We start from the raw sequence: 21,441 nt of genomic DNA on the forward strand, positions 1-21,441 counted from the left end.
TCTCTAGTTTTATTTAGTTATTATTAATTAATTTCTTCAATTCATCCCAACGGGGATCAATCTCATCACTCTCTTCCACTGTCATATCCTCAAGCACTCGCTCCATCTCCTCGTTACATTCGCCCTCGGGATGAACCACTCGAATAGGATAATTCAGCATATATATTTCGTATAGCGGCTCACTCAAATCCAGATAATCCTCATCTTGCGCCAAGATAATAAAATCATCATCATTCCCCTCTTCCCTTCCCCCGTACGTCGCATACAAGTTCAGTTCTCCGCTAATTGATAAATCCATCTCCTCCAAGCAGCGATCACAAATAGCTTTCACCGCCCCGTCGATCTTCATCCGAACCTCCATCAGCAAGGATGATTTCACGATCTCCACTCTCGCGTTTACTTTCCCTTTCGTCCCTTTTGTCGCATCAAAACAATCGAAAAAATTGTCATCCATGACAAACTCGAAAGAGTGAACGCCCTCCCCTAAGCCCCTGTAGGCTATCTTATATTCTTTCAATCTGTCCACGATTCTTCAAGTAAAACGGCGCAAATGTACAAAAAAATATAATACATGACATCATATACCTCATTTTTTTCTTTTTATCATATCACTCGTACCTAATCTTGAAATAATTCCTGACGTACTCCCATTCTTGTAGTCCCGGTAATACATAGTACCCGAATACACTAGAAAACAGTAAGAAAACCTAAATGAATTCATGTGGAATTCCATATCACTTCCGGTGCAATTCCGTCATGAACGCTATAGGAACCCTATACGAACCCTATATGAACGCTATACAGAATAGCGTTCTTAAAGGGTATTTATAGCTTAATTAAAACATTATACACGGAAGTGATGCGGAATTACACCACGATTCATCTTGAATTCAGGTAGGTTTTCACCTTATTTACGATACTTCTCCTCCCCTTCCTCGAACATGCTCGTGTAACTGAAATAACGGCTTTCGCTGATTTCCCCGTCCTCTACCGCCTGAATAACAGCGCATCCCGGCTCATGAATATGAGTACAATTGTAGAAACGGCAATCTTTTGCCCGCTTGAATATCTCCGGAAAATAGTGTGATATCTCCGCTTTCTCCATGTGTATCAGCCCGAACGCCCGGATGCCGGGAGTATCCACGATATACCCCCCGAAACTCAACGGGAACATCTCCGCGAAGGTGGTCGTGTGCTTGCCCGTGTCGTGGGACTCGGAGATTTCGGCAACTTTCAATTGCAAACCCGGCTCCACCCGGTTGATCAAAGAAGATTTCCCCACGCCCGACAAACCGGAAAACACGGTCACTTTATCTTTCAACGCCGCCACGACATCCTCTATCCCTTCCCCTGTCAATGAAGACACATGCAAACACTCGTACCCGATCTCCATATATATTTGTGTCAGGGCACCCAACAGCATCAAATCATCCTCGTCATATAAATCGATCTTATTGAATACAAGTATGGCGGGAATCCGGTATGCCTCCACGGAAGCTAAAAAACGATCGATAAAAACCGTTGAGGTCACGGGATGATTCACCGTTACGACCAGCATCGCCTGATCGACATTCGCGGCTATGATATGCGCTTCTTTCGAGAGATTCGTTGATTTTCGAATAATATAATTTTTCCGTTCCTCTATCCGGTGAATCACCACACCATCGGGATTTATCTCTACTTCCACGACATCACCGACCGCCACGGGATTCGTGGTCTTAATCCCTTTCATCCTGAATTTTCCCTTTATCCGGCATTCCAAGACTTCACCCGATTCCATCCGTACCGCATACCAGCTACCGGTAGATTTTACGACAATTCCTCTCATTGTTCTTTGATTTACAATTCATGCTTCATACCCGACCTTGTTCCATAATAAACACTGTCGAAACACTTTAAGCGGGTACAAATATAGCGTTTCGCGTTTGCAAAGACAATCTATTTCGTTAATTTCGCGATACACGAATTTTGACAGATTATGAAATTAGTTTTCGCGACCAACAACACGCACAAGTTGGGAGAAATCAGGGAAATGCTGGACAGTCGGCATGAAATCGTTTCCCTGAAAGACATCGGATGCCACGAGGATATTCCCGAGGAACAAGATACACTGGAGGGGAATGCCCTGCAAAAAGCGAGGTATATACACGAGAAGTTTGGTCACGATTGCTTCGCGGACGACACCGGACTGGAAATAGAAGCACTCGATAACGCCCCGGGAGTCTATTCCGCCCGTTATGCCGGAACCGCCCACGACTCGGAGGCGAACATGCAAAAGGTGCTTCGGGAGATGGAGGGTGTCAGTAATCGTAAAGCACGATTCAGAACGGCAATCGCCCTTATCCTCGGTGATCGGGAGTATCTTTTCGAGGGTATCGTGAACGGGGAGATTCTCACGGGGAAACACGGGCACGAGGGTTTCGGTTACGACCCGATATTCCGCCCCGACGGTTTCACGGAAAGTTTCGCGGAGATGCCCCTGCATACTAAAAACGAGATTAGCCACCGGGGGCGAGCCGTACGGAAACTGTACGAGTTTCTAAATGCCCGGTAACACGCTTCCATGCAGACGGTCAAAGGCATCATATTGAAAAGCATACCCTATTCCGAGCAGCAGCAAATCATGCACGTGTACTCGGCGGAACGGGGGTACATGCAATTTATTACCCCCATGATGCTTTATAAACGGAAGAACAACCACGCCGTGCAATGTATGCAGATCGTCGAACTCGAATATTATCCCAATGAACGAGGGGGACTTCACAAGTTAAAATCCGTGTCTTCACTGGTGAACACGTCATCCATCTACTTCGACGTGTACAAGATGAACATCGCCTTGTTATGGGGAGAGCTTCTGGACTTGGTACTACGACATTCAGACCCGAACGAGAGCATGTACGAGTATATCAGGTACTCCGTGGAATATCTCAACACGAGCCGGGAAGATATCGCGAACTTCAACTTGCTGTTCCTGTTCCGGCTTAGCAAGCTCATGGGATTCGGCATTGACGACAGCACCTATCACCCGGATTATGTTTTTAACATTAACGACGGGTGTTTCTATCCCGCGGGCGCTCCCGAGAATTATTGCACGGGACCGCATTCCGCCCGGATCATACACCAACTCTGTTCCTGCCCGATGGAATCGCTCAAAGACATCCCTCTCAATCAACAAAGCCGGAGAATCCTTCTCGATATCGCCCTGCTCTTTCTCGGTTTTCATTTAAACGTGGACTTCAACACGAAAAGCATCCGGGTAATCCGGGAAATATTCTCTTAGGCAAGTTTTTTTACATGAATTCCGCTTTAACATTTCAAAAGTTGTTACTCAACGAGTTTTGATTAATTTTGCACGGTGTAGACGTGGTATTTTAATTTGAAGAAAAGTATGGACAGTGATATAAACCGTTTCCTCGCGATAAAAAATGGAGACAGGAAAGTTTTCGAAACTTTATTTCGTGACTTTTATGTCCGCTTGTGCGTGTACGCGGAGTCCATTTTGCATGATAACGACGAGGCAAAAGACATTGTTCAACAGGTATTCGTGCAATTGTGGGAAAAACGAGAATCATTAACCATCACAGGGACATGGAAATCATATTTATACAGTTGTGTCTATAATGCATCCATGAATTTGATAAAACATGAAAAAGTCAGACGTGATTTTATAGATTTCATGCGAGAAAACCAGGAAGACACGGAAAGCCAAATAGAAATTCTCTTCCAAGAGGAGCAACAGGAAAGATTGATGACCAAGATTAACTCCGCAATAGAAGGACTTCCCCCCCAGTGCAAAGAGATATTTTTATTAAGCCGTTTTTCAGGGAAGAAAAGCGCGGATATTGCCAAAATATTAAAAATATCTACACGCACTGTAGAAACCCAATTATATCGATCCATGAAGCATTTAAGAATGACGTTGAAGGATATCAAGGAGGATCTGATTTTGTTTTTTTCTTGCAAAAAAAGAGAAAAATAGATTCATGATTATTTTTTTTGAAAATCTTGTAAGTAGTTTTCGAGATAAGATTGTCCTACATATAAATAACAGTAATCTATGGACAATCGTGAATTGACATACTTTGACTTGGAACAGCTAACGATACACTTCCTGGAAGGAACTATAACAAAAGCGGAACTGGATGTATTGAAAGAGCATCTGGAAAGTTCTCCCGAGGATTCGTGCCGTTTCCAAGAAATACGCGACACGTGGCTAAAAACAAATATCGCGACAGGACGGGAACGTTATAACACGGGGCAGGCTTGGGCAATCGTTGACAGAGCCACCAAAACAAGAAACTTCCGCGTAAGGAGCGTTTGGAAATATGCTGCGATATTGATCACGATCGTGGGAGCGGGCGTATGGTTCATGAATGAATCAGGAAAGGACAGCGAAGAACATGGTGCTATTGCCGCGTTAACTCATAATGACAATTCGAGCAAAGTTACTTTGATCCTTGAAAATAATAAATCCATTGACCTGTATTCCAAAACAGACACTTTGCTTCAGACGCTATCTATACAGAAACAGGATAACACGCTCGATTACAAGGCAGTCCAAACAGCTCAAGAGGGGATGGAATACAATCGCCTGTTGACGGGGCGGGGCGGCGAATATTCGGTCATTTTATCAGACGGTACAAAAATTTCCCTGAACGCGGAAAGTGAATTAAAATACCCGACTCGATTCACGGGGGAGACTCGCGAGATTTTTTTAAAGGGAGAGGCCTACCTGGAAGTAGCCAAAGACGCGGCGCATCCTTTTATCGTGAATTCTCCCCGGGGTAAAGTTCGGGTACTGGGCACGGAATTTAACGTGAGTGCCTATGAAGACGAACCGATGGTGACGACGCTGGTGAACGGAAGCGTGGCAATCCGGGACAGGCAGAATCGAGAGGTGAAAATCCGACCGGGCGAGCAGGGTGTTGTTACAGAAAAGGGTATCGAAGTACAAGAAGTTGATATTAGTTTATACACGGAATGGAAAAACGGATTCTTCCTGTTTTATAACGAACGATTGAGTCATATTTTAAAGTCTCTCTCCCGCTGGTATGATTTTGACTATTTTTATCAAGATCCCAAGCTCGCGGATGAATTATTCACGGCAAAACTGGAACGTTTTGACAGTATAGACACTATACTTCATTTACTGGAAGAAGTCGGAAAAGTAAAATTTAAAAAAACAGAAAAGATGATCGTCGTCAGCAAATAAAAAAAAGACAGGAATAAAGCACTACCAATAATCCCTGTCTTGTGATTCAATAATAATTATGAATTCTTATTCACAAATCTATGAAAAAAAAATGGAATGCCATGGTTTACTTGGAAGAAAAAGTGAACAAATGGATAATTACAATTAAAATTTTGTTTTGTTCGTGTTTATTCTGCTCTGCATTACCTGCCTACACGTACGCGCAGGACGCGACAGTGACATTAAAACAAAACGGAATTAGCGTGAAACAAGTCTTGCGCGAAATCGAGAAACAAACGAAATTGGCTTTCGTGTACAGTCCAAAGGACGTGGACCCGCTGAAACCCCTGAACGTGAATTTCACGAACGCGAAGATTAGCTACGTTTTGGATTTTTGCCTGAAGAACACGAATCTCACGTGGAATCGTCATGACAACACGGTTGTGATCAAGCAAATCTTGAAAAACCCCCAACTTTCCAGGCTCAAGATTTCGGGAATCGTGAAAGACGAACAAGGAAATGTTTTGCCGGGGGTAACGGTACTAATAAAAGGTACTGTACGGGGAGTGTCAACCAATAGCAATGGCGAATTCTCGTTGTTGGTCACGGACACGACCGATCTGGTTGTCAGGGTTTCATTTATAGGGATGAAGACACAAGAGATCGCCTATAATAGCCGGAACAAGAAAGGTCCTTGGGTGATTGTAATGCAGGAAAACGCGCACGAGGTAGACGAGGTTGTCGTAACGGGTTATCAAACTATCGATAAAAGTTTGTCCGCCGCCTCTACTTATTCCGTGAAAATGGAGGATATCATGGTTCCCGGTAGCACTTCCCTCACGGATATGTTGCAAGGGGAAGTCCCCGGGTTAATGATTCTCCACGAATCCGGAAGTCCTTCCGCCCTGCCTAAAATACGCATGAGAGGTACCGCGACATTAACCGGTGACGCTTCGCCCGTGTGGGTGATTGACGGGATTATTCAAGAGAGCCCGACCAATCTCCCGAATGAAGATATCGCTAACACGCTTGAAGACGAATTTGATGCCAGTGTATTCGGGGGTGCCATATCAGGTTTGAATCCCGCAGACATAGAGAGTATCACGTTTTTGAAAGATGCCGCGGCAACAGCCATGTACGGGACAAGAGCTGCCAACGGGGTAATTGTCATCACGACTAAAAAAGGGAACTCGAGGAAATTAAGCGTGAATTATTCCGGGAATCTAAAATTCCTGGAAAGACCAAGCTACCGGAAATCTGCCAACGTGATGAACTCTCAAGAACGGATGGCAATTACAAGAGAAATTTTCGATGACTTTTTGTTATTCGAGATTCTGCCCAACGACGGTTATGAAAAAACGATGATCGACTACTTGAAAGGACAAACTTCTTACTCGGAGGTCGTGCAGGAGTATCAAAGACGGGAAAAACAAAACACGGACTGGTTTGACCTGCTTTTCAGAAACAGCGTAAGCGACAGCCACACGCTCTCGGTATCGGGAGGAAGCGAACAGATCACGTATTATCTGTCTCTCGGTTTAGCCAACGACAGAGGTGTACAGAAAGATGATAACGCGAAGCGTTACACGGTCAGCATGCGAGTTAACGCCGAGTTGACCAAATGGTTGAGAGCGGATATCAAACTGAATTATTCCGACCGTAAAGTATGGAGTTTTTTTAATACCACCCCGATGTCCTACGCTTTGGAAACATCCAGAACGATCGCTCCCGATGAAGATTACGTGAAAAAATTGGCAACTCTAACGGGAACTGTAGATGGAACAAGATATTCTTTCGAGAATAATTTAACATTCAATATTTTCGATGAATTAAAAAACACTTCAAACACGGGACGTACAAGAGAATTCTCTGGTTCCATAAACATGAATATAAAGTTGCTGAAAGGCTTGAGCGGGGATATTATTTTTGCTTATAGAGACGGGAGGAGCCTGGGAATAAGATCTGCCAACGAGCAAAGTTATTACATGGCGGAAAAACGCGGGTACGATTACAACACACAAGCTCTCGCGAGTATGCCGGTAAAGCTTTCTCAATATCCTTACGGGGGATTTTACGAACGTCGGGACCAGGAAAATAATCGCTGGGAATTACGGGGGACTTTAAAATTCCAACACGTGTGGAACGAGGCACACGCGTTAACTCTCATGGGAGGAGGTCAAATCTCGTCCGTGAAGAACACGGGACACAATTCCAGCGATTATGGTTATTTCCCCGACCGCGGAGAAACTATTTATTACGAGTACAATGGCGTTGATGCCGGATACCTCGGAACTAATTACGGGTCGTCGGCCGTTAAGCACCGGGTAACGTTAACAAACCGTTATACAAATAGCGTGAAGTTATTGGCTTCTCTAGTCTATGATTACAAACGACGTTATATTTTAAACGCGGGAGCAAGCATGGACGGGACGAATCGTTTTGGTGAAAACAAGAAATTTCGTTTCTCTCCCATCTGGAGCGTGAGCGGCCGATGGAATATCTCGGAAGAGGCATGGATGAAAGACCTGAACTGGTTGAGCGAACTTAATATAAAAGCCAGTTACGGGTACCAGGGTAACGTGGTGAACAGTATCAGTCCCAGCATGAAAGCGAAGTATTATCCTTATATAAACGCTACTGTAGGGGAATTCAGGTTGCAATTGCAGACCATTGCCAACACGAATTTGGATTGGGAAAAAACGGAAACAATAAATTTAGGCGTTAATATGGCCTTCTGGAAAAACCGATTGGCTTTCTCGGCAGAATACTTTACCAAAAGAGGAAGCAAGATACTGTACAAAAGAGAATTACCTACCGAATACGGGATCGAGTCTACCTATTTGAATGATTCAAAAATAAAGAATTACGGGTATGAATTTTCATTAAGAGGTACTTTAATCAAAAATAAAAATCTCAACTGGTCAATAACTACCAACATCGCTTATGTTCGTAACAGGACTCACCGAAGCGTGCTAAGAGAATCTTACACGAATTATCTGGCCGGGAGAGTCGCTCACCCGGACAAGCCGGTAGGATCATTCTGGTCATGGGATTTCAAGGGATTGGGAGAAGACGGATTGCCTATTTTTGATTTCGCGGAAGATAAAGGGTACACGAAGGATGAACTGGTGGCCGATCCAACGAAATACTTAGTTTATTCGGGAAGCAAGAACCCGGATGTCACGGGAGGAATCCGAACAAATATTTCTTATCGCGCCTTCTCGTTCTCGGCTGCATTTGCTTATGCACTAGGAGCAAAGAGACGCCTGGCTACCGTGTATAGAAGTTCTTCCACTTACACGAAAGTTCCGGTTTTCGACGCTAATCTTCCGTCTGATTTCATTGAACACTGGAGAAAAGCAGGAGACGAAAATCACACAAACAATCCCGGTTTCTTGCGCCCCGGCTTGAACGCGTACTATACAACCCCGGGAGGGAATAAAGGCATGTACCAAATGTGGGACGAATCGCAATATCGAGTAGTAAGTGCGAATTTTTTACGCTGTAAGTCAATGACTTTATCTTATCGAGTTCCATCAAAAGTACTTTCAAAGATGAAATTATCTTCCATGGCTCTTAGCGTAACCGGTACAGATCTATTCGTTTTGAAGGACAAACGATTACGTAAACAGGATCCGGAATCCAGTTACGCGAAAGTTCCGTTGCTCCCCTCGTATAGCGTCTCAATCAATGTAGGATTTTAAATAAAACTAGTTATGAGAAAATTAAATATACTGTGGATTATTGTCAGCTTATGTTGTGCTTGTGATGATTTTTTATCCAAGACACAACCGGACGAATTAACACCGGAATCCACGCAATCTTTCAGCGAAATGCTGCTTGAAGAAGGATATATCCCAGACACGGAAGCAATTGACAAGATGTTACAATACATGGATGATGACGTGGAGAATCGCCTCACCACAAGTACATCAGGATACACGGCCGCCCATATCCGGAATAAACTTTTTTACACGTGGCAACCCGACGCTGTAAATCAGATTATTGACGAGACAGGAGTATCCTCGTATTCTATCAAAGGATGGGTTCCTTGGAAATCGTATTACAAATACATACTAGGTTGTAATCTTATCCTGAAGTACGCGGATAATTCCGTCGGTATTGATGAAGACAAGGATTATTTAAAGGGGCAAGCTTATGTACTGCGCGCTTATTATTATTTCCAGCTAATCAATACTTACGCTTGGCCGTATAACGACACGAAACATAAGCCGGAAGAGAGCCTGGGTGTCCCGATTATCACGAAACCAGAGATTGGAGAATTAGCTTTTCCCAGAAATACGGTAGCGGAAGTTTACGACTTGATTGTAAGTGATATCGAAACCGGCATAGCACTTTTAGATAAAGAGAAAAGAGAAGTTACCAAATTCCGGATTATGCATTTATCCGCCCACGCGATTGCTTCCAGAATCTATTTATACATGGAAGAGTGGGACAAAGCGCTGGAACACGCGCGTTATGTTATGGAACGGCGAGAGATAGCGGACTTTACGGGTTTCAGCGACACGGATTATTCCACTAAATATCTCTTCCGGCTAGATAATGACGAGCTTTTATGGGTATTCGGATACAGGACAAATTGGTGGGAAGCAACGAGCACGTACGCCGCTTCATCTGCTTTCACACCTTCGTCCGATTTATTCAAAAAGTATGATGTAGAGGGGCTAACAGATAAAAGAAAAACTTATTTCTTTAATACAAAAGCAACAGACAAATTAACATCCGTCACAAAATACTCGTTAAGCCTGAGCATCTCTAAAAACCAAGGGATACGGGTAACAGAGGTCTATTTGAACGGGATAGAAGCTTTGCTGGAAAAATACATCAAAGGAGATGCAAGCGCCGGCGCCGAAGCCATACGATTATTAAATGATTTCCGGGTCAAAAGATACATACTCGCCGGCGAGGTATCTACCGACGTGACAACCACGGATGCGAACGAGTTAATGGAAATTTACCGTCTGGAACGTCGTAAAGAACTTTGTTTTGAAGGCCAGCGTTGGTTTGATTTACGCCGTTACGGTATGCCGCAAATGGAAAGATTGTGGCACGTGGACGGAAATACTACCGAGAAATATGTTCTGGAAGAAGGAGATCCCATGTATGTACTGGAGATCCCGACTTACTTGATGGATTTGAACCCGGGATTAGTTCCTAACGAAAGTTTACCTTCCCCAAGATTACCTGAAATTCTATAAAATGAAAAAGACTATGAATAGAACTACAATTTTAAAGAAGATAACCTATATTTTTGTACTGGCTTCTTCGTTTTTACACGGGTGTAATCAAGACGATCATATCACCCCCTCCAACGAGCTTCCTTTCACGTATCAGCTGCCACAAGGCATCGGGGAATGTGACGATCGGATCGTTGACTTTCTGGATAAAACCGAAACATTCGTCATATACGATTACGGAGAATACGATCCCATATGGAACGTGCAGTCTCTTATCGCGACAAGTTACCGAATCGTTCGACCTCAAAAAGAATATATCGAAGAGGGTATAAATCTTTTATTTGATCTATGGCTTGATCTCTATCCCACTTCATTCTTAAACGGTATCTTACCTCGATATATTTATGTCGCAGACTCTATATTCAACCGTACTAATATCGTGACTTATTTGACGACAGATATCAATATAACAATTCCCGGAATTAATAAAGATATCATAGACATGACAAGTACCGAAAAGAATACTCTAAAAGTAAAACTACATGACATTTTTTGGGAATTTGCCATCGGAAAAGGCAGATTCGAGATCCCGGAAGCCTTCAATAATATCGATTTTGGCAGTATTAGGACATCAAAGGCCGCATATGATGCCGGACTGATCTACGGGTACCCGTTCGGAGGCGTATCATTCACAAAAGATTTCACGGAAACCATAAATTATCTCCTTAGAACCCAACAATCCTCCGTGGATTTTGCATTAAGATCTTATCCCGCTTGCCAAACCCGTATTCAAATGTACGTGGATGAATTAAAACGATTACATGGAATAGACCTGGAATCCGTCACAGGCTTAACTTTACCACACACGGAAGTAACAGAGTAGAAATTTCACAATATTAAAAAGAGGATGTGTTAGAATTCTTCTCTAGGCTTTGTCACGACCTCCTTTTTCAAAAAGAGGTCGTGACAAAACCCGGAGAGAGTTTGAAAAAAGTTTTAGCACTATCTTCTAGAAACTTAAAAAAAACACTGTATGAAAAATTGTATGATTTTAATTTGGATAGTACTATTATTACTACCCACGTATTATGGCGTTCTGGCGAATGGCAGAGCGCAGTATCAGTCTGTCGCATCTTCACGGACGGATAAAAAAGAAAACGTTAAAAAAAAGAAAAACACTCCTAAAAAGAAATCCGCGAAAAACAGTACCATCGCAAGTTCTAATTTTTCGACCGCAGCCAGAAAGACAGACACACCCTACCAAAAAGTATTTAAAGACAAATCCGTGGAAACTGTCAAGAGTGATTTCATGACCATACACAAGGTAGATGGCAAACTCTATTTCGAGATTCCATTGAAACAAATGGGACTCGAGATGTTGCTCTCCGCGGCTGCATCCCAGACAAGCAACAGCACATTTGCCGACATGGGACTCAAAAAGATGCTACACGTGAAGTTTACCATTGAGGATTCATTGGTCTATTTGCGCATGGTGAACAAAACGACGACATACGACACAAAGGAACACAATATTGTCCCAGCCATACAAGACAACACGTTAGATGCGGTGTTGGAGAGCTACAAAATGGTGGGTCTCAACGCAGACAAAACAGCAGTTCTGATTGATGTAACCAAATTCTTTATGGAAACAAACGACAATCTGAATTTATTCCGCAAAAAATACTCTCTATTTAGCATATACGGTAAATCAAAAATGGGCTCGGCTGTGGTTAAAAGTATGAAAACATTCGACGACAACCTGACGATTAAAGTGCTTATGCCGCATACCGTAAAACTTTTATTGATGGGAATGACCTACGCGCAAGAAGATGTTACCGTGATGGCGACCTATTCTCTAGTATTGTTACCGAAAGAGAGTATGCGTCCAAGAATCAGTGATTCCAGAGTAGGTGTTTTCCTAACGAATAAAGAGCATTTCACGATGGAACAAGACGGAGTGGAGCACTACTCTATGGCTTATCGCTGGCGTTTGGAACCTAAAGATGTCGAAGCGTACAAAAGAGGAGAACTGGTAGAACCGAAGAAGCCCATCGTATGGTACGTGGACAGCGCTTTCCCGGAAGAGTGGAAAGAGCCTATCCGTAGAGCCGTGTTACGTTGGAATCCCTCTTTCGAGAAGATCGGTTTCAAAAATGTACTACAGGTACGTGATTTCCCGAAAGACGACCCGTCTTTTGACCCGGAAAACGTGAAGTATTCATGTATCCGGTATCTGCCAACCGGTATCGCGAACGCTATGGGACCTTGTTTCGTGGACCAAAAAACCGGAGAAATTTTCGGGGCATCTGTCCTCGTGTACTCGAATGTAGTGCAAATGATCAATAACTGGCGTTTTATTCAAACCGCACAAATTGATCCTTCCGTGCGCAACAAAAAGATGCCGCAGGAGATCATGGACGAATCTATCGAATACGTTATCGCTCACGAGATAGGCCATACCTTAGGTTTTATGCACAACATGGCTGCCTCGGCGGCTTATCCGGTAGATTCTTTAAGATCAGCCACCTTCACTCAAAGATACGGGACAACGCCCTCCATCATGGACTACGCTCGTTTCAACTATGTAGCACAACCCGGGGACAAAGGGGTGAAGTTAACACCTCCGACACTGGGGGTTTACGATGATTTCCTCGTACAATGGGATTACCAATATTTCCCGGATGCCAAGGATATGAAAGAAGAAGCTATCATCTTGGAAAAAATGGTAGATGCTAAAGCCGGAGATCCTATGTATCGCTACGGACGTCAACAAATTGCAAGTCGTTATGATCCCAGCGCATTGGAGGAAGATCTGGGTGACGACCCGATGAAAGCCGGAGACTATGGAATCAAGAATTTGAAATATATTTTGTCTAACTTGGATAAATGGATAAAAGATGATGCCGACGGTTCTCACAAAAACTCTCTTTATAGAGGATTGGCAAACCAATACTACAGATACCTCAAGAATGTTTCTTACAATATTGGAGGTATCTATCTGACGGAGGTCAAAGAGGGCACTCCCGGTCAACGTTTCGTCGCTGTTCCGAAAGCAAAACAAAAAGCATCTTTGAAATGGTTGATAAATCATTTCCGTGATTCCGACTGGCTGAACAACAAGGAATTGACTCGCAAATTTCCTCTAGGTATAAACATGGGGGCAATTACCCAGAAAGCTCTGGCTTCCAGCATACCTAACTTATACAAAGGAGTAATTCTTTCTTCCCATGTATCTCAGGATCCGTACACGGAACAAGAGTTTTTTAACGACCTTTATAATTTGGTATTCGAGAATACAATCAAGAATAACACATTAACCGACGCGGATAAAATGCTGCAAATGACTATTATTGACTGGATAGCGCAAACATTCACGGTAGCTCCTGCCGGAAAAGGATTGCTGGGTATCATCTCGGAAGAAGATGCTTACGCCCCGTCACTCGAAGACATCGCAGCCTACGGGTTGGATGAAACGGGTATCACCAATCACTTTTTCGATCAAATACGATTGATGAGAGAGAAACAAGGTAATATGATAACAGCAGAAGAGTTGACAAACTTCGGATACAGTTACGGCTGGCAGAATAACGTGAATATAACTGCTATTGACAATTCCAGAACATATATTTTTGCTCTTGGAACACGTGTAAGACAGCTGTTGGAAAATAAATTATCTACTGCAAAAGGTGCCGACCGCACGCATTACGAAATATTATTATTCACTTTAAACCAAAAGTTGAAGAATTTATAAACTAAAATACCATTCGAGTGGAAAGCCGAAGCGAATTAATTCGCCTCGGCTTTCTATTTTTATCGATAAAATTACAGTATCTGTAGATATATCAATCTTATTCACCTAAATAAATTGCAAAAAAAATGCCTGTTCGCTATATTTACGAAAACAAATAAACAAGCTTGTATGAAAAAATTAATATTTATTCCGAGAGCCCATAAGACATATTTTTACCCGAAATAGCGCAAACAGGGCATAAGGAGAGATTTTTGTTAATATTTTGTTAAAAAAAATAAACCTTTTTAAGCGAAACAGGTCTTATATAGACAATCAGTTTTCACATTTTATTAACATACATTCCTACTTATTATGCATAGATTTATACCAACCTAAAATACCAATGTTATGCGTATCAAAATTGTAAATCTAAACAAAGTTTACCCGGGAGGTAAAAAAGCCTTAAAAGACTTGAATCTTGAGATAGAACCGGGAATGTTTGGTCTGTTGGGACCGAATGGAGCGGGAAAAACCACCTTGATGCGAATCATGACTCTCTTGCAGAGCTGCACATCCGGGACGATCTACTTCGATGACTATGACATCGCGAAAGACAGGAAGGCTATTCGTTCCATGTTAGGCTACCTGCCGCAGGACTTTCGCTTTTTCGAAAAGCTGAAAACGTGGGAATTCCTTGATTACGGGGCAGGTCTTGCCGGAATCAAGGGCAAACAGCACCGGGGCGAAGTGGTAGACGAGATGCTGCGTAAAGTTGGATTATTTGAAGTTCGTGACCGCTGGGCAAATAAATTATCCGGTGGTATGAAAAGAAGGTTGGGTATAGCACAAGCCATTATCGGCAATCCGAAAGTAATCATTGTCGACGAGCCCACGACAGGCCTCGACCCGGAAGAAAGAATCCGGTTCCGCAATATCCTGTCGGACATCAGTGACAAAGATTCCATCATCATCCTTTCCACCCATATCGTGGGAGATATTTCCAGTACCTGTAAGAAGCTGGCTCTCCTGAACCGGGGCGAATTGAAATTCGAAGGCTCTCCGGATGAAATGGTCAATCTGGCAAGAGGAAAAGTATGGGAGATTTTCGTGACCGATCAGGAATACGAGGAGATCAAGGAAAAATACCCGATTATCTCGACAATTCCTACAGACGGGGGACTTGAGATTCAAGTCGTGGCGGAGAATATCGAGGAATACTCGCATAAAGCCATTGAACCGAATCTGGAACATGCCTACGTTTATTACATGGACTACTTGCTGAAAGACAAAATGAACATGCAGGTGGAAGCCATTCAAGAAAACGAATTGTTCAAGTAAACCTATACTAAAATCAGCGATGAATATTCACAATATCAATACAATATCAAGATACGAAACCAAATTATTACGCCGGAGCTGGTTATTCCGGATATTCGCCGTTTTATCCCTTTTAATTATTGTCTTTTTCCAGATCAGCCTTCAATCAAATATTTTCGGCTGGTACCGTTGGGGCATGGTAGCCATGCCTTCGTCTATCCCGTTTGTCAACATTTATCTTTTCAATATCGCTCAATCTATCATAGCCATATTTCTGGCGGGCAATTTTTTGAAGAGAGATAAGAAACTGGACACGGCGGAGGTGATATACGTGCGTCCTATGAGCAACGCCGATTATATTGTCGGCAAGACATGGGGGATTATCAAGGCTTTCGTATCGTTAAACATTATTGCATTAATCATCGCTGGTTTTATACACGTTTTCGCGAGCGATTCCCCGTTCGCACTCCTCCCTTATATTTTTTATTTACTTACCCTGTCTATCCCGTCACTGGTATTCGTGCTCGGTCTTTCGTTCGTGGTCATGAGTTTTGTCCGCAACCAAGCGGTGACATTTATTATTATGCTGGGATTCATAAGCGGTACATTGTTGTACTTGGGCGGAGTGGAGCAAGGAACGTTTGACTTTTTCGCGCTTACTGTCCCGAACATGTTTTCCGAAGTGCTGGGACACACGAATCTCGTTCCCTATCTGACACAACGCTTCACGTTCCTGTTCTTGGGTATGGGATTACTTTCTTTCACTATCGCACTGGTAAACCGTCTTCCTTTGCATCCCAAGAAAAACATCTTACTCAACTTCATCGGTTGCGTTATCATGATTTTGGGACTAGGTTGCGGGTACTCTTACTATTCCACTTACCATCACATCGACAATCAACGCCACCTGTATTCCGAGAAATACCAAAAATACAACATCGCGGATAAAGTTAATTTATTGAGTCAGGATATCAGTTATTCACAAAACAAAAAAGAAATCTCGGTTACGGCAAACCTGCAAGTACAGAACCGGAATCACAAAACAATCAATAACGTATTACTATATTTGAACCCGTCGTTGAAGGTCGAGAAATTAACCGCTAAGGGACAGGATATCCCTTTCGAGAGGGATGCTCAAGTTGTTGTGGCGGATTATAAACTCCGTCCTTATGAAACGACTGAACTTCAAATCAGTTACCAAGGTACGATAGACGAGAATATTTGCTATCTGGATATCACGGACGAGGAGTATTATGACACTCAAAACGGGAATAGTATTCTCCGATTCGGGAAGAACTACGCTTACGTGCAGGACAAATTTACCCTATTGACCCCGGAATGCCTCTGGTACCCGACCACGTTGCCTCCTGTAAACCCGGAAGCACCTTATAATATAAGGAAGAATTTCGCCACGTTCTCTTTAAAAGTGTATAACCCGACGGAACGCGTGGTTTTATCTCAAGGTACTTTCTCCCGAAGCGGCGACACGACGTTATTCACCAATGCAGCTCCCTTACTGGGGGTAAGTCTGGCAATCGGGGATTACGAGAAAAAAAGCGTTACGGTAGATTCCGTGGAAATCGAACTATATAATTTTAAAGGTCACGATTACTTCTCGAAAGAATTTCCGAACATGGCGGATACCCTAGCCGGTTTCCTTTCAGATGTCAAGACGGAATACGAGATGCGCAAGGGACGCAAATACCCGTTTCCCAAGCTGGTCTTGGCGGAAACGCCCATCTCTTATGCCGGATACGTGCGCAACTGGAAAGGCAATAGCGAACAGATGCAACCGGAAATGGTGTTCTTACCCGAACTGGCAGCCACTCTGCCGCGCAGCGATTTCAAAGCCTCCAAGAAAAGGATGAAAATGTGGGCTCAAAATGATCCGCGGGGAGGTTCATCGGAAGATATTGATCTTGAAATGAACACGATACGTGATTTTATCCGTAGCGTGTTCCAATCGGAAGAAACCTATCAAGAAGAGGGAAATTCTTTTGTCAACATGTTTACCAGCGGTTGGTCCGGTACATCCAAATTAAATAAATACGACATCTCGTCCATGTATTTTAACTACGCGACATCTATCTATTCGCAGGACTTCCCGATTATTGACATCGTGATGAACACTATGCTGAAGCAGGAAGAATCAAATCCCGGAAGAAGGTGGTTCCGTATGTTCTCGGGTATGGGGGACAGTCAACGGGCTTCAGCCTATTTGAACGGCAAGAGTTTTGAACAAGCCGTTCTGGACAACACGCTTTCCACGGAGGTGTTCTACGAGATGATGAAATTAAAAGGGATATACCTGCGAAATTATATCACGTCACGAGTTCCCTCTGAAGACTTCAAGAAATTCATGACCGACTTCTCTCAAAAATACAAATTTCAAGAGGTCAACTTCACACGTTTGAATAGTGAATTCATCCGTAAATTCCATTTCAACTTGATGGATTTCATTCCCGGATGGTACTCGACAAACGCCACGCCATTATTTATTGTAAAAGGGATAGACGCGGACGAGGTTGCCATAGGTGAATACACGAAATACATGGTACACTTCCAAGTTTATAACCCGACAAATATTGACGGAATCATCTCTGTCAGCGTTGAACAGGGCGGTTTCATGCGAGGTGGTCCCGGCAGACGGGGAAGAGCAGCCCAAATGGAAGAGAATCCGCCAAAAAACTTTATTATCGACGCGAGAAGTTATAAAGAGATTAGAATCCTTTGCGACGACCGCCCCAGCAACTTGACGATCAACACGAATATTGCCCAGAATCTTCCAAGCGATATCATGCACAATTTCGCGAAAGTGACCACAACCTCGACCGACACGGTAAGCGGTATCTTCGCGGGTAATCCTACCGTTTTCGCCTTTAACCCGAAAGAAATCACGGTCGACAACGAGGACAAAGGTTTCCGCGTAATCGAGTCGAACCAGAAGAACACGTTACAGTCTCTTTTCAAAAAGGAGGAAGAAGACAAGTACAAAAACTTGAATTTCTGGATGCCCCCAAGTAAATGGACGGCAACCGTCGGTATAAATTATTACGGTGACTATATTAATAGTGCCATGTACAAGAAATCAGGAAGCGGGAACAATCAAGCGGAATGGAACACGCGAATCCAAATCCCCGGTTTCTATGAAGTTTTCGTTTACAGCTCGCCCGGCATGGATAGGATGATGTGGGGCCGTGGAGAACAACCCAAAAGATACCAATATTATACAGTAAAACATGACGACGGCGAAGAGGAAGTGTCTGTCGAAACGGGAGGCAGAAATACCACCGGTTGGGTTTCCCTCGGAAGTTTCCATTTTTCCGAGGGTGATGCCAAGGTTACCTTGAGTGACAGAGGTTCCGAACCGGGGCAAATCATCATTGCCGACGCGGTAAAATGGGTTTACACGAGTAATAATAAATAATAACAATAACAGTTTATGAAAACACGTACGTCATTATCGTTGATCATTTCCGGGCTACTGATCATATTCTCCTCGGGAACAACGTCCGCTCAAGAGATTTTGACGCTAGAAAAGGCTTTGGAGATCGCTTATCAACAAAGCCCGTCGTTGATACAAAGTAAAATGTCACTTGAACAGAGTGAACTGTCTTTACTTCAACGAAAAGCATCCTTAAAATCTTTATTCCAATTCGATTTGAGCCCTTTTAACTATTCCAGAAGCAGTAGTTTCGAGGAAATAAGTTCAACATGGAATACCTACCGCACCATGAGTGCCGGAGGTAATTTCAGTATCACTCAACCTTTGAAATGGACCGACGGTACATTGACGCTAAGTAATGATTTCAACTGGCAAGATGCACAGAATCAATCTAACAATCTAACAAACACTTCTTTTTCCAATCGCCTGTCATTACGATTGAATCAACCTATTTTTACCTATAACCGAACCAAAATCGATTTGAAACAATTGGAATTCGATTTGGAAAATGCCAAGATAAGTTATGCTATGGCACAACTAAACATTGAAAAGACGGTAACTTCAGGATTTTACAATGTTTACCAAAGTTTCAAAAGCCTGACAGACGCACGGGAAGCATTCGAAAGTGCAAAGCAAAACTATGAAATAACCAAGAATAAGGTTGAACAAGGCCTACTTCCAAAAGAAGAGTTATTCCAATCGGAAGTAACTCTGGCAAATAATGAAACAAGCCTGTATAGTGCTGAAACAAATTACGAGTCTACCAAAGACCAATTCAAGCAAACCTTGGGTTTACCTTTGGAAATGGACATCAGTGTACTCACGAATACAGATATTACACCGGTAGAGGTTGACCAAAACTTGGCTATCAAATATGCTTTGGAACAAAGAATGGAGATCCGGCAAAAACAGATCAGTGTCGAGCAAGGTCTCTTTGATTTGATCGCGGCAAAAGCAACAAATGAATTCAAGGGAAATATTTCCGCCCAAGTCGGTTTATTCGGTAATGGAGATAAGGTAAAAGGTGCTTTCACCAAACCGGAAGATAACGAATCCGTGGGAGTCACTCTTACCATCCCGGTTTGGGATTGGGGGACTCGCAAAGCTGCTATACGCAAGGCACAGATTGCAAATGAAAATAAAGATATCGATTTAGCCGAATACAAAAAAAGCGTTGTACTCGAAATTCGCCAAATATGCCGGGAACTTCCCAGCCTCGTTAAAAAAATAGAGATCGCACGCAAAAACGTGGAAAACGCCGAACGCACGTATGATATCAGCGTGGAAAAATACCGCAGCGGTTCTCTATCGGGTTTAGATTTAAAGAATCAACAAGATCAGCTAACCAGTGCCAAAACTGAATACACGAACACGATCATCAGCTATAAACTGAAGTTACTTGATCTGAAAATCCAGACATTGTGGGATTTCCAAACGAACACTTCTTATTTACCCGTGGACTTGCTAAAATAAAAACAACAAAATATAACAACTATGGCTACAAATAAATCAATAAAATATATCGGGTTCATTCTACTCGCATTTTCTCTGAACGCCTGTAACGAGCAACGTTCGAGCTCTTCTTCCGAAACAACAACTCCCGTCTGGCTCACGGAAGTCGGCAAACGGAATATTCGTGAATTGACCACCACCACGGGTACGGCAAAAGCCTCCAAAACCGCCGAGATAAAATCAGAGATTACCGGTAAATACGAACTGATGAATAATCCCAAAACCGGACGCCCTTATAAATTAGGTGACATCGTGGAAGCGGGAGCCGTCATTGTGAAACTGAACAACAAGGAACACGAGAACAGCGTATCGCTGCAAACCAAGAAAATGCAAGTTGATATCGCCAAAAAAGAATGGGACGGGCAAAAGGTCGTGTATGATAAAGGAGGGGCAACCGAAAAAGACGTGTTGAACGCCGAAAGCAGTTATATCCAAGCACAAACCGCACTGGAAACGGCAAATACCGAGTTGGAAAAAATAAATATCAGAGCCCCGTTTAAAGGGGTAATCGTCACTTTACCCTATTTCACTCCGGGAATAGACGTTGCTTCCGGCGAAATCATCGTGGGTATGATGGACTACAGCCAGATGTATATGGAAATCGCACTTCCGGAAAATGCCATCGAAAAAGTGAAAGTGGGACAAAAAGTATTAGTTACCAACTATAATATAAAATCAGATACTCTATCCGGAACCGTATCCCAGTTATCCCCGGCAATTAACGAGGAAACCCGTACATTCTCCGGATACATCGCTATTAACAACCCGGAATTGAAATTACGTCCCGGAATGTTCGCTAAAGGCGAGATTATTACTTTGCAAAGAGACTCCGTGTTATTTATCCCGAAAGAAATCGTCAATGCCCGCCGGGGAATGCGTAACGTATTCACGGTGGAACAGAATCGTGCCGTGGAGAAATACATCAAAACAGGCATCAGCGACGACCGCTACACGGAAGTCACGGAAGGCTTGAACGAGGGTGACAAGATCGTTATCAAAGGTTACGAGTTCTTGAGAAACAGAGGCAAAGTAAAAATCATGAAATAAA

General features: G+C 43.1%; 14 protein-coding genes. 12 read left to right on the plus strand and 2 right to left on the minus strand.

Going from position 1 to position 21,441, the window contains the following annotated elements; genetic code table 11:
* Nucleotides 1-13: 13 nt before the first annotated feature.
* Both Q5866_RS14535 and rsgA read right to left on the minus strand, forming a co-directional pair.
* A complete protein-coding gene (locus tag Q5866_RS14535) occupies nt 14-526 on the minus strand; it encodes a DUF177 domain-containing protein (protein WP_255301915.1) in 513 nt (170 codons plus the stop codon).
* 381 nt (nt 527-907) lie between these two features.
* Entirely contained in the window at nt 908-1,828 is a 921-nt protein-coding gene (gene rsgA, locus Q5866_RS14540) for a ribosome small subunit-dependent GTPase A (protein WP_303180969.1), read from the minus strand.
* A gap of 150 nt (nt 1,829-1,978) precedes the next feature.
* Between rsgA and Q5866_RS14545 the strand changes: the two genes are divergently transcribed.
* The 12 genes from Q5866_RS14545 to Q5866_RS14600 all read left to right on the plus strand — a co-directional run bounded on the left by Q5866_RS14545 (nt 1,979) and on the right by Q5866_RS14600 (nt 21,440).
* Nucleotides 1,979-2,554, plus strand: coding sequence for a non-canonical purine NTP diphosphatase (locus Q5866_RS14545; RefSeq protein ID WP_303180970.1), 576 nt, complete (start codon nt 1,979-1,981; stop codon nt 2,552-2,554).
* A 9-nt stretch (nt 2,555-2,563) separates the two neighbouring features.
* A complete protein-coding gene (gene recO, locus Q5866_RS14550; protein ID WP_303180972.1) occupies nt 2,564-3,280 on the plus strand; it encodes a DNA repair protein RecO in 717 nt (238 codons plus the stop codon).
* A 108-nt stretch (nt 3,281-3,388) separates the two neighbouring features.
* Nucleotides 3,389-3,979 carry an RNA polymerase sigma-70 factor gene (locus Q5866_RS14555; protein ID WP_303180973.1) on the plus strand — a complete coding sequence of 197 codons (591 nt, stop codon included), beginning with the start codon at nt 3,389-3,391 and terminating at the stop codon, nt 3,977-3,979.
* Between the two features lie 78 nt (nt 3,980-4,057).
* On the plus strand, nt 4,058-5,212 hold the full coding sequence (locus Q5866_RS14560; RefSeq protein ID WP_303180974.1) for a FecR family protein: 1,155 nt from the start codon (nt 4,058-4,060) through the stop codon (nt 5,210-5,212).
* An 80-nt stretch (nt 5,213-5,292) separates the two neighbouring features.
* Nucleotides 5,293-8,895, plus strand: a complete 3,603-nt coding sequence (locus Q5866_RS14565) for a SusC/RagA family TonB-linked outer membrane protein (RefSeq protein ID WP_303180975.1) — start codon at nt 5,293-5,295, stop codon at nt 8,893-8,895.
* A gap of 12 nt (nt 8,896-8,907) precedes the next feature.
* Entirely contained in the window at nt 8,908-10,410 is a 1,503-nt protein-coding gene (locus tag Q5866_RS14570) for a RagB/SusD family nutrient uptake outer membrane protein (protein ID WP_303180976.1), read from the plus strand.
* 13 nt (nt 10,411-10,423) lie between these two features.
* On the plus strand, nt 10,424-11,272 hold the full coding sequence (locus Q5866_RS14575; RefSeq protein ID WP_303180977.1) for a hypothetical protein: 849 nt from the start codon (nt 10,424-10,426) through the stop codon (nt 11,270-11,272).
* 150 nt (nt 11,273-11,422) lie between these two features.
* Nucleotides 11,423-14,140 (plus strand): zinc-dependent metalloprotease, encoded by a 2,718-nt coding sequence (locus Q5866_RS14580; protein WP_303180979.1) that lies wholly within the window; start codon nt 11,423-11,425, stop codon nt 14,138-14,140.
* Nucleotides 14,141-14,527: 387 nt separating this feature from the next.
* Entirely contained in the window at nt 14,528-15,457 is a 930-nt protein-coding gene (locus Q5866_RS14585; protein ID WP_099291197.1) for an ABC transporter ATP-binding protein, read from the plus strand.
* A 19-nt stretch (nt 15,458-15,476) separates the two neighbouring features.
* Nucleotides 15,477-18,863 carry a hypothetical protein gene (locus tag Q5866_RS14590; protein ID WP_303180982.1) on the plus strand — a complete coding sequence of 1,129 codons (3,387 nt, stop codon included), beginning with the start codon at nt 15,477-15,479 and terminating at the stop codon, nt 18,861-18,863.
* Between the two features lie 15 nt (nt 18,864-18,878).
* Entirely contained in the window at nt 18,879-20,354 is a 1,476-nt protein-coding gene (locus Q5866_RS14595) for a TolC family protein (protein WP_303180984.1), read from the plus strand.
* A 21-nt stretch (nt 20,355-20,375) separates the two neighbouring features.
* Nucleotides 20,376-21,440 (plus strand): efflux RND transporter periplasmic adaptor subunit, encoded by a 1,065-nt coding sequence (locus Q5866_RS14600; RefSeq protein ID WP_099291199.1) that lies wholly within the window; start codon nt 20,376-20,378, stop codon nt 21,438-21,440.
* The last annotated feature ends 1 nt before the right edge of the window (nt 21,441 follow it).

Origin of the sequence: uncultured Butyricimonas sp., assembly GCF_959596855.1 — a bacterium.
Taxonomy (GTDB): Bacteria; Bacteroidota; Bacteroidia; order Bacteroidales; family Marinifilaceae; genus Butyricimonas; species Butyricimonas muris.

Excerpts from the sequence above, each read along its gene's own strand:
- Q5866_RS14600 (WP_099291199.1), top strand. The coding sequence starts at position 20,376 with ATGGCTACAAATAAATCAATAAAATATATCGGGTTCATTCTACTCGCA.
- Q5866_RS14590 (WP_303180982.1), top strand. The coding sequence starts at position 15,477 with ATGAATATTCACAATATCAATACAATATCAAGATACGAAACCAAATTA.
- Q5866_RS14595 (WP_303180984.1), top strand. The coding sequence starts at position 18,879 with ATGAAAACACGTACGTCATTATCGTTGATCATTTCCGGGCTACTGATC.
- Q5866_RS14580 (WP_303180979.1), top strand. The coding sequence starts at position 11,423 with ATGAAAAATTGTATGATTTTAATTTGGATAGTACTATTATTACTACCC.
- Q5866_RS14575 (WP_303180977.1), top strand. The coding sequence starts at position 10,424 with ATGAATAGAACTACAATTTTAAAGAAGATAACCTATATTTTTGTACTG.
- Q5866_RS14545 (WP_303180970.1), top strand. The coding sequence starts at position 1,979 with ATGAAATTAGTTTTCGCGACCAACAACACGCACAAGTTGGGAGAAATC.
- Q5866_RS14585 (WP_099291197.1), top strand. The coding sequence starts at position 14,528 with ATGCGTATCAAAATTGTAAATCTAAACAAAGTTTACCCGGGAGGTAAA.
- Q5866_RS14555 (WP_303180973.1), top strand. The coding sequence starts at position 3,389 with ATGGACAGTGATATAAACCGTTTCCTCGCGATAAAAAATGGAGACAGG.
- rsgA (WP_303180969.1), bottom strand. The coding sequence starts at position 1,828 with ATGAGAGGAATTGTCGTAAAATCTACCGGTAGCTGGTATGCGGTACGG.
- Q5866_RS14565 (WP_303180975.1), top strand. The coding sequence starts at position 5,293 with ATGAAAAAAAAATGGAATGCCATGGTTTACTTGGAAGAAAAAGTGAAC.
- Q5866_RS14570 (WP_303180976.1), top strand. The coding sequence starts at position 8,908 with ATGAGAAAATTAAATATACTGTGGATTATTGTCAGCTTATGTTGTGCT.
- Q5866_RS14560 (WP_303180974.1), top strand. The coding sequence starts at position 4,058 with ATGGACAATCGTGAATTGACATACTTTGACTTGGAACAGCTAACGATA.
- recO (WP_303180972.1), top strand. The coding sequence starts at position 2,564 with ATGCAGACGGTCAAAGGCATCATATTGAAAAGCATACCCTATTCCGAG.